This is a genomic window from Polaromonas sp. P1_G2 (assembly GCF_056405515.1).
In genome coordinates this window covers 1-8,235 of sequence record NZ_JBFUBY010000190.1, presented here as the reverse complement: position 1 = coordinate 8,235, position 8,235 = coordinate 1, and the positions used below count along the sequence as shown (strand labels likewise).

Below are 8,235 nucleotides of genomic sequence, written 5' to 3'. Positions count from 1 at the left end.
GTGCAACAGCACGTTGTTTTGGCCATCCTTGTAATGGCCGTCGAGGTGGAAGGCCGCTTCTCGCTCGCCCTTGATGCCGGCGGTCAGGTTGCGCAGTTCAACGCGCAGCCACTCTTTCTGGCGGGCGTCCAGCAGAGGTGACTGCTGTAAATCCTGCAGCAAGGCCAGGCGTTTGGACTTGTCGTCCGCTGATTTGATGAGCATGACTCCCTCCCCTCGAATTTCTTATTCAGCCAGCAGTGCAATGTACGCCGTGTAACTGTAGCTGCGGTTTTTTTTCTGCCCGGTCAGCTCGGTGACGATGCCCAAATCTTCCAGCACCTTCACCGCCGCGGTGGCAGTTGGGAAGCTGGTGGCCAGCTTCTGGCGCACCTGGTCGATTGTGAAGCGCGGCATCATGGGCAGCATTTCAAACAGGCGGTAGCTGCTGGGCGTTGCCTTGGGCGAAGCCAGCAAACTGCGACGGTCTGAAGCCAGCAGCGTGGCGATGGCCACAATGTTGCGTTCGGCATCCTGCGCGGCGACGGCCACGCCTTCGAGGAAAAACGCCACCCAGCCTTCCCAATCGCCTTCGGTGCGCACGTTGGAAAGGCGGCGGTAGTACTCGGCCTGATGTTGCTTGAGGTAGCCGCTGAGGTACATCAATGGCTCTGACAACAAGCGCCAATGCTCCAGCAGCGCGGCAATCAGCAGGCGCCCGATGCGGCCATTGCCATCCAGAAACGGGTGAATCGTCTCAAACTGCAGGTGGACCAGTGCTGTTTTCACCAGCGGCGGCAAGGGTTGCGCTGCGTCATGGATGAAGCGCTCGAGGTCTGCCAGCAAGGCGGGCACCCGCTCGGGCGGTGCTGGCACAAACACCGCATTGCCGGGCCGGGTGCCGCCAATCCAGTTTTGAGAGCGGCGCAACTCGCCTGGCTGCTTGCCGTTGCCGCGGGCGCCGTCCATCAGCAGCCGGTGGGCATCACACAGCAAACGCACGCTCAAGGGCAAGCCAGCCGGGTCACGCAGTTGCGACTGCACCCGCCGAAAGGCACGCAGGTAGTTGGTGACCTCTTCTACGTCGTCGGTGTTGCTGACTGCAAAGCCGGCTTCTTCGTCAAACAGGTCCGCCAGCGTGGCCTGGGTGCCTTCAATCTGCGAGGTCAGCAGCGCTTCTTTGCGGATGGCGCTGTAGAGCAGCCAGTCCACCGACGGCACCAGCCCGGCCACGCCGGACAAGCGGGCCAGCGCCAGCTCGGCCGCACGGTTGGCCTCCACAAAGGACTCGGGCGCCAGCGCTGGCTTGGCGGGCGGCAGTGCGTGGGGCACGAACGCCTGCACGGGCTCGCCCGAGGTGGTGGAGGTGGTGTAGGTACCGGTGCTGCGCATGGTGCTAAAGAAGTCTTTAATGGAGTCGAGTCACATTAAACCAATCTTTAATGTGAAGCGCAAGTATGAAAACAGGCTTGAACAGGGCGCAGATGCCCAGAAAAATTTAGCCTACCCACCCCGGCGCACGCCAACACAGCCGTTTTTGCCTGACCAGGTACTCCGGACGGCGCCCGTACGTGGTGGCTCGCAGCTAGTCGCCCCCGCCGCCGCAACCCGAGCCGCATCCGCTGCTGCCGTCGGAGCCGCTGCCGGAACTGTCGCTATCGCTACTGCTACTGGAGGACGACTCGCTGCCGCCAAACCCGTCGGCATCGCCGCTGTAGCTGCCGTCCGAAAAGCTTTCGCCGCAGTGGGCGCCGCCCTGCTCGCCATCACGGCGCACGCCCTTGCAATCGGCCATGTAGATGAAACCGCCGGGAATCGCAAACTTTGCATCGAGCGCGAACAGCAGGGGCAGGCGGCTCGGCTGCTTGGGGTTGATGGACTCGTCGCGGCAGGACCAGAACCAGGCGCGGCGCAGGCCGTCGTTGGTCGAGGCTTTGCGGCCCAGCACTTCGGCGGGCACGTGGTCGATGAAGCGCCCTATCACCAGGTCGCACCATTCGCGGTAGGCCGAGGTGTGCAGGATGAACTCATGCCACATGCTGTCGACCACCTGCGAGGGCATGGCGACAAAGCGCTTGTTGCTGCGCTGGCAGGCGATAAAGAACTGGCGCAGCCCGCGTTCTACCAGTTCGGCATCCCTGAGGCTCAGGTGCGGATAGGTGTCCATTAGCTTGCGCCGCAGGAACCTGGGCAGCGGCGTTTCACGGACCAGCCGGCCGCGCTCCCAGGTCGCCCACATTGCGACAAGAGATAGCATGCCGGCCAACGCAACAATGAGCAGCAGTGCCCCGTCCGGACGACGCCAGCCGGAAAATATCGAGCCTAGAAACAAGCAAACCCAGAGGAGGCCCAGTAATGTAGCGGCCAGGCCTGAATACTTCAGCGCCAACCGGCGTCCGAACGACACCTGCGGCCCCATGTAAACCTTACCCAAACGTGCCATATATCAGACCACCACCGGTTCGGGCTCGAGCAGGATGCCGAAGCGTTCATACACACTGGTCTGGATCGCCTTGGCCAAGGTCATGACCTCGCCGCCGGTGACCGGGTCGGCGGAGCCGCCGCGGTTGACCAGCACCAGCGCCTGCTTTTCGTAAACGCCGGCGTTGCCGACGGATTTGCCTTTCCAGCCGCAGGCGTCTATCAGCCAGCCCGCGGCCAGCTTCACCGAACCGTCGGCCAGGTGGTAATGGACGATCTTGGGCTCGCGCTGGATGATGTCGGCGCACTGCTCGGGCGACACCGTGGGGTTCTTGAAAAAACTGCCGGCGTTGCCGATCACCTGCGGATCGGGCAGCTTGGCCTTGCGGATCTCGCAGATCCATTCGTAAATCTGCTGCGCATCAGGTGCGTGGATGCCGGACTGCTGCATTTTTTTCTCGATGTCGGCATAGCCCAGCACCGGCTTCCAGGCCTTGGGCAGGGCCAGGCGCACGCGGGTGATGAGGGCCTTGTCGGCCAAGCCGAAGCCGAAGCCGTGGCCGCCCGGCCCGGGCGCCGCGCTGCTGTGCTTGAACACCGAATCGCGGTAACCGAAAGCGCATTGGGCGGCTTCAAGGGTGAAGGGCTGGCCCGTCGTCAGGTCCACGGCGTCCAGCGACTCGAAGCGGTCCTGCAGTTCAACGCCGTAAGCGCCTATGTTCTGCACCGGCGAGGCGCCCACCGTGCCCGGGATCAGCGCCAGGTTTTCCAGCCCCGGGTAGCCGTTTTGCAGGGTCCAGGTGACCAGCTCGTGCCAGTTTTCGCCGGCGCCGGCCTCCACGATCCAGGCCTTGGCGGTTTCGCCCACCAGGCGCTTGCCCATGATTTCGACCTTGAGCACCAGCGGCTTGACGTCGCCGGTCAGCACGATGTTGCTACCGCCGCCCAGCACGAACTTCGGGGCGGCCTTCAGGGCCGGGTCCTGCAGCACGGCGGCGATATCCGCCTCCCCGGCGATGCGGACCAGGCTCAGGGCCTTGGCCACGATGCCAAAGCTGTTGGAATGCTGGAGTGGAACGTTTTTCTCGACTAACATCCGGGGGATTGTCTCACCCCAACACCCGTAACAAAGACTCGCATCATGCCCTCTTTCGACACCGTTCTTGAAGCCGATCTGGTCAAGGTCAAAAACGCCGTGGAAAACACCGGCAAGGAAATCGCCACGCGCTTCGACTTCAAGGGCACCTCCGCCTCCATCGAGCTGAAGGAAAAAGACATCACGCTGATCGGCGACAGCGACTTCCAGCTCGACCAGATGAACGACATCCTGCGCAACAAGCTCACCAAGGCCGGCGTCGACATCCGCTTCCTCGATGTCGGCAAGTCCGAAAAAATCGGCGGTGACAAGGTCAAGCAGGTGACCAAGGTGCGCAACGGCATCGAGGCCGAACAGGCCAAGAAAATCCAGCAGCTCATCAAGGGCAGCAAGGTCAAGGTGCAGGCCTCCATCCAGGGCGACGCGGTGCGCGTGACCGGCGCCAAGCGCGACGACCTGCAGGCCGCCATGGCCATGATCCGCGCCGAAATCAGCGACTTCCCGCTGAGCTTCAACAACTTCCGCGACTAGATAGAAATAACCATGACTCCCATGCTTGGCACTTCGCGTGCGGCACGCTTGCTGCTGGCGCTCGCGCTATTGCCCGCCGCCGCGCAGGCCCAGACCGTGGGCCTGGCCGGCATGCTGGGCAACAAGGCCTTGCTGATCGTGGACGGCGGCCCGCCCAAGACCGTCGCCCCCGGGGAAACGCACAAGGGCGTCAAGGTCGTCTCTACCTCCGGCGACCAGGCCGTGGTGGACCTCGACGGCAAGCGCCATTCCCTGCGTATCGGGGATGCGCCCATGAGCGTGGGTGCCAATGGAGGCCCCGGCACACAAGCCGGTCAGGGCAGCCGCATCGTGCTGACGGCCGGTAGCGGCGGGCACTTCATGACCCAGGGCCAGATCAACGGCAAGATGGCCCAGTTCCTGGTGGACACCGGCGCCAGCGCCGTCTCGATGTCGCTGGCCGATGCCGAGCGCATGGGCATTGACTACAAATCGGGCCGGCCCGTGCAGCTGGGTACGGCCAACGGCACCATCCTCGGCTGGCAGACCACGCTCGCCTCGGTGCGCGTCGGTGATGTGGAAGTCTTCAACGTGCCGGCCGTGGTGGCCGCGCGCGACATGCCCTTCATCCTGCTGGGCAACAGCTTCCTGACACGATTCCAAATGAATCGGACCAATGAAGAAATGGTCTTGACCCGGCGCTTCTGACCCTGCTTCGATCAAGAGCCACTCACAAAACCCAGCGAAGCGGTCCTGGCTAGGCGCGTCGCCGCAGACAGTACACCAGTACGGCAAGGCGGCGCAACAACGCCAGGAGGGTTTTTGAGGGGCTCAGCCCTTCTTGCCGCTACCGAGTTTCGACTCGGTCCCCTTGAGCAATTTGCTGATGTTCTCGCGGTGGCGATACACCAGCAGCGCGCTGATGGCGAACATCACCACCAGGATGGCCTTGTCGACATACCAGGCCTCGCGGTCACCGAACAGGTAGTACAGGGGCGCGAAAGCCGCCGAGACCAGCGAGGCCAGCGAGGAATAGCGCGAGAAGAAAGCGATGATCACCCAGGTGGCCAGCGTCGCCAGACCCAGGATCCAGCTCACGCCCAGCAGCACGCCCGCCGCCGTCGCCACGCCCTTGCCGCCCTTGAACTGGAAGAACACCGGGTACAGATGCCCGAGGAAAGCCGCAAAGCCGACGGCGGCCACCGTGCCGTCGCCCAGGCCGTAGTCGGCGCCGAACCATTTGACCAGCACCACCGGCAGCCAGCCTTTGAGGCCGTCCAGCAGCAAGGTCGCCACGGCGGCCGGCTTGCTGCCGGATCGCAGCACATTGGTGGCCCCCGGGTTTTTGCTGCCGTAGCTGCGCGGGTCGCTCAGGCCCATGAGCTTGCTGACGATGACCGCGAAAGACAGCGAGCCGAGCAGGTAGGCCAGCAGCGTGGCGCCAATTGAGTATGCGTAAACCATGGGTCTCCCTCTTTATATATGTGGTGGCTGCGGACCCTGGGGCCGGGGTCAGCCGTAGCCGGCGGCATTGTCCAGGCTGAGCGCGCAGTTCACCGATTTTGCACCGAGCAATGTGACACAGGCCTGCGGGTCTATCCCGACCAGGTAGCCGCGCCGCCCGCCGTTGATGGCGATTCTAGGCAAAGCCAGGATGCTTTCCTCGATATACACCGGCATGGCCTTGCGGGTGCCGAAGGGCGAGGTGCCGCCCACCAGGTAGCCGCTGTGGCGGTTGGCGACTTCGGGCTTGCAGGGCTCGACCGACTTGGCGCCTATCTGCCGCGCCAGGTTTTGGTCGAGACCTTGCGGTTGCCGTGCATCAGCACCACCAGCGGCCTGGCGTCCTGGTCCTGCATCACCAAAGTCTTGACGACGGTGAAGGGGTCAAAACCCAGCACCTCGGCGCTGTGCTGGGCGCCGCCGTGTTCCAGGTACTCGTAGGGGTGCTCGGTGAAGTCGACCTTATTCGCCTTCAACAACTGCGTAGCCGGAGTCTCGCTAACGTGATCCTTTTTGCCGTCTTTTTTGGCCATGGTGCAGCGCGCGCGACAAACCTGGGCTTACAGTGCCGGATCGCGCGATTCCCAGCGGATTTTGTCGATCTCGGCCAACACTTCGGGTGACAGTTTTGTGCCCCAGGCATCGAGGTCTTCATCCAGCTGCGCGACCGAGGTCACGCCGATGATGGTGCTGGCCACCTGCCACTTGGTGTAGCAAAAGGCCAGGGCCAGCTGCGTGGGCGTCAGGCCATTGGCGCGCGCCAGCGCGTTGTAGCGCCGCGCGGCGGCCAGTGCCTCGGGGCGGCCCCAGCGCTGCTTGCGCGTCGATTCGAATTTTGCGATGCGCGCCTCTTTCGGCGCGGCCGGGCCTTCGAAACCCGATTCGTCGTACTTGCCGGTCAGCAGGCCGAAGCCCAGCGGCGAATAGGCCAGCAGCGAAACGCCCAGGCGGTGCATGGTTTCATCCAGGCCGTTTTCCACGGTGCGGTTGATCAGGCAGTACGGGTTTTGCACCGCGGCCACGCGCGGCAGGCCGTGCTGTTCGGCCAGGCGCACGAACTCATGCACGCCGTAAGGGGTTTCGTTCGACAGGCCAATGGCGCGCACCTTGCCCGCCTTGACCAGGCCGGCCAGCGCCTCCAGCTGTTCATGGATGGAGGTGGCGGAACGCTCCTGCGCGGGGTTGTAGTACAGCGCGCCGAAGGCCGGCACGTGGCGTTCGGGCCAGTGGATCTGGTAGAGGTCTATCACCTCGGTCTGCAGGCGCTTGAGGCTGGCATCGCACGAAGCCACGATGTCCTTGGCCGTCATGCCGCTGCCGTCGCGAACCCAGGGCATGCCGCGCGAGGGGCCGGCCACCTTGGTAGCCAGCACCAACTTGTTGCGCGCCGACGGATTTTTGGCAAACCAGTTGCCGATGATGGTTTCGGTCGAGCCACAGGTTTCGGCGCGCGCCGGCACCGAGTACATCTCGGCCGTGTCGATGAAGTTGACGCCGCGCGACAGCGAACGGTCCAGGATGGCATGCGAGGTTTTTTCATCCACCTGTTCGCCGAAGGTCATGGTGCCCAGGCAAATAGGTGTCACCTGCAGGTCGCTGGAGCCGAGTTGGACTTTATTCATGGGATTTGCGCTTGATGCGGTTGGGGATGAGATAAGGGATGGATAAAAACGGGCTTGAGGCAGTGTTGCGTCAATGAAGAAGCGGTGTGACGAAGTTCACAAAGCGGCTAGTTTAAGGGCTTAACGCGCGGCTTGCTGAGGGCCAATTCGGGCCTTTGTCTTACAACTGCTCACCAATTGCCTGCCTAGTATTCACACTCCAACGATTTAATCGCTCGTGGCTGAATCCTGAAACGCCAACACGGCTTCATATACAGCTTCAAAACGACAATCGTCCAATTTTTCCCGAGGAGAACTTCCATGAACAAACTGACCACCACTTCCCTGAGCTGCGCCGTCCTGGCCGCCGCCATGCTTTCCGGCTGCGCCAACATGACGGAAACCCAGTCCGACACGGCCAAGGGCGCCGGCATAGGCGCTGTCGCAGGTGCGCTGCTGGGCGCGGCCACCGGCGGCTCCAAGGGCGCCGCCACCGGCGCGGTGCTGGGCGGTGCGGTCGGCGCGGGCGGCGGCTACATCTGGTCCAAGAAAATGCAGGACCAGAAAGCCGCGATGGAACGCGCCACCGCCGGCACCGGYGTGGCCGTGAGCCAGACCACCGACAACCGCCTGAAGCTGGACATCCCCAGCGACGTCTCGTTTGACGTGGGCCGCTCGGCCATCAAGCCCAACTTCGCGCCCATCCTGAACCAGTTCGCGACCAGCCTGAACCAGAACCCGGTCACGACGGTCACCATCATCGGCCACACCGACAACACCGGCTCCGACGCCATCAACAACCCGCTGTCGGTGGACCGTGCCGATTCGGCCCGCGACTACCTGGTCAGCCGCGGCGTGGCCCGCACCCGCATCGTGACAGACGGCCGCGGTTCGCGCGAACCGGTTGCCGACAACAGCACGCAGCAAGGCCGCGACAAAAATCGCCGCGTTGAAATCTACGTCGCCGAACATGTCGCAGCCCGCTGAGCATTGGCTAACCCATAAAAAAAGCACCTTCGGGTGCTTTTTTTATGTCTGCCTCAGGGCTATGACTGAGCCCTGAATCTCTCTTCTTCCTGCAATCGCAGAACCCGCCGCTGTACCTTGCCCGTCGTCGTCATCGGC

At 63.3% G+C, this 8,235-nt stretch carries 8 protein-coding genes and 2 pseudogenes; 3 read left to right on the top strand and 7 right to left on the bottom strand.

Annotated features, from left to right (window positions below; genetic code table 11):
- From AC1D0P_RS17790 to murB, 4 genes and pseudogenes are all read right to left on the bottom strand, one after another.
- Positions 1–204, bottom strand: a pseudogene (locus AC1D0P_RS17790) (nuclease-related domain-containing protein); the annotation flags it as partial.
- A 21-nt stretch (positions 205–225) separates the two neighbouring features.
- Positions 226–1,371: a Fic family protein gene (locus tag AC1D0P_RS17785; RefSeq protein ID WP_477677961.1), complete on the bottom strand. Its 1,146-nt coding sequence runs from the start codon at positions 1,369–1,371 to the stop codon at positions 226–228.
- A 193-nt stretch (positions 1,372–1,564) separates the two neighbouring features.
- Positions 1,565–2,236 (bottom strand): glycine-rich domain-containing protein, encoded by a 672-nt coding sequence (locus AC1D0P_RS17780; RefSeq protein WP_477677960.1) that lies wholly within the window; start codon positions 2,234–2,236, stop codon positions 1,565–1,567.
- Between the two features lie 189 nt (positions 2,237–2,425).
- Positions 2,426–3,496 carry a UDP-N-acetylmuramate dehydrogenase gene (gene murB, locus AC1D0P_RS17775; RefSeq protein WP_477677959.1) on the bottom strand — a complete coding sequence of 357 codons (1,071 nt, stop codon included), beginning with the start codon at positions 3,494–3,496 and terminating at the stop codon, positions 2,426–2,428.
- A gap of 45 nt (positions 3,497–3,541) precedes the next feature.
- Between murB and AC1D0P_RS17770 the strand changes: the two genes are divergently transcribed.
- Positions 3,542–4,027, top strand: a complete 486-nt coding sequence (locus tag AC1D0P_RS17770; protein ID WP_477677958.1) for a YajQ family cyclic di-GMP-binding protein — start codon at positions 3,542–3,544, stop codon at positions 4,025–4,027.
- Between the two features lie 12 nt (positions 4,028–4,039).
- A complete protein-coding gene (locus tag AC1D0P_RS17765; protein ID WP_477677957.1) occupies positions 4,040–4,714 on the top strand; it encodes a retropepsin-like aspartic protease family protein in 675 nt (224 codons plus the stop codon).
- A 123-nt stretch (positions 4,715–4,837) separates the two neighbouring features.
- Here the strand turns inward: AC1D0P_RS17765 and plsY are convergent, their stop codons facing one another.
- The 3 genes and pseudogenes from plsY to AC1D0P_RS17750 form a co-directional block, all read right to left on the bottom strand.
- Complete coding sequence (plsY, locus tag AC1D0P_RS17760; RefSeq protein ID WP_477677956.1) at positions 4,838–5,470, bottom strand: glycerol-3-phosphate 1-O-acyltransferase PlsY; 633 nt, start codon at positions 5,468–5,470, stop codon at positions 4,838–4,840.
- A gap of 48 nt (positions 5,471–5,518) precedes the next feature.
- Positions 5,519–6,042: pseudogene (locus tag AC1D0P_RS17755) on the bottom strand (aminoacyl-tRNA deacylase).
- 27 nt (positions 6,043–6,069) lie between these two features.
- Positions 6,070–7,131: an aldo/keto reductase gene (locus AC1D0P_RS17750; protein WP_477677955.1), complete on the bottom strand. Its 1,062-nt coding sequence runs from the start codon at positions 7,129–7,131 to the stop codon at positions 6,070–6,072.
- Between the two features lie 300 nt (positions 7,132–7,431).
- On the opposite strand from AC1D0P_RS17750, the gene AC1D0P_RS17745 reads away from it, so the two are divergent.
- On the top strand, positions 7,432–8,097 hold the full coding sequence (locus AC1D0P_RS17745; RefSeq protein ID WP_477665136.1) for a YiaD family glycine zipper/OmpA-like lipoprotein: 666 nt from the start codon (positions 7,432–7,434) through the stop codon (positions 8,095–8,097).
- The last annotated feature ends 138 nt before the right edge of the window (positions 8,098–8,235 follow it).

What these genes read in the sequence shown, in the direction of transcription:
- AC1D0P_RS17785 (WP_477677961.1), bottom strand. Translation starts at nt 1,371, where the DNA reads ATGCGCAGCACCGGTACCTACACCACCTCCACCACCTCGGGCGAGCCC.
- AC1D0P_RS17780 (WP_477677960.1), bottom strand. Translation starts at nt 2,236, where the DNA reads ATGCTATCTCTTGTCGCAATGTGGGCGACCTGGGAGCGCGGCCGGCTG.
- murB (WP_477677959.1), bottom strand. Translation starts at nt 3,496, where the DNA reads ATGTTAGTCGAGAAAAACGTTCCACTCCAGCATTCCAACAGCTTTGGC.
- AC1D0P_RS17770 (WP_477677958.1), top strand. Translation starts at nt 3,542, where the DNA reads ATGCCCTCTTTCGACACCGTTCTTGAAGCCGATCTGGTCAAGGTCAAA.
- AC1D0P_RS17765 (WP_477677957.1), top strand. Translation starts at nt 4,040, where the DNA reads ATGACTCCCATGCTTGGCACTTCGCGTGCGGCACGCTTGCTGCTGGCG.
- plsY (WP_477677956.1), bottom strand. Translation starts at nt 5,470, where the DNA reads ATGGTTTACGCATACTCAATTGGCGCCACGCTGCTGGCCTACCTGCTC.
- AC1D0P_RS17750 (WP_477677955.1), bottom strand. Translation starts at nt 7,131, where the DNA reads ATGAATAAAGTCCAACTCGGCTCCAGCGACCTGCAGGTGACACCTATT.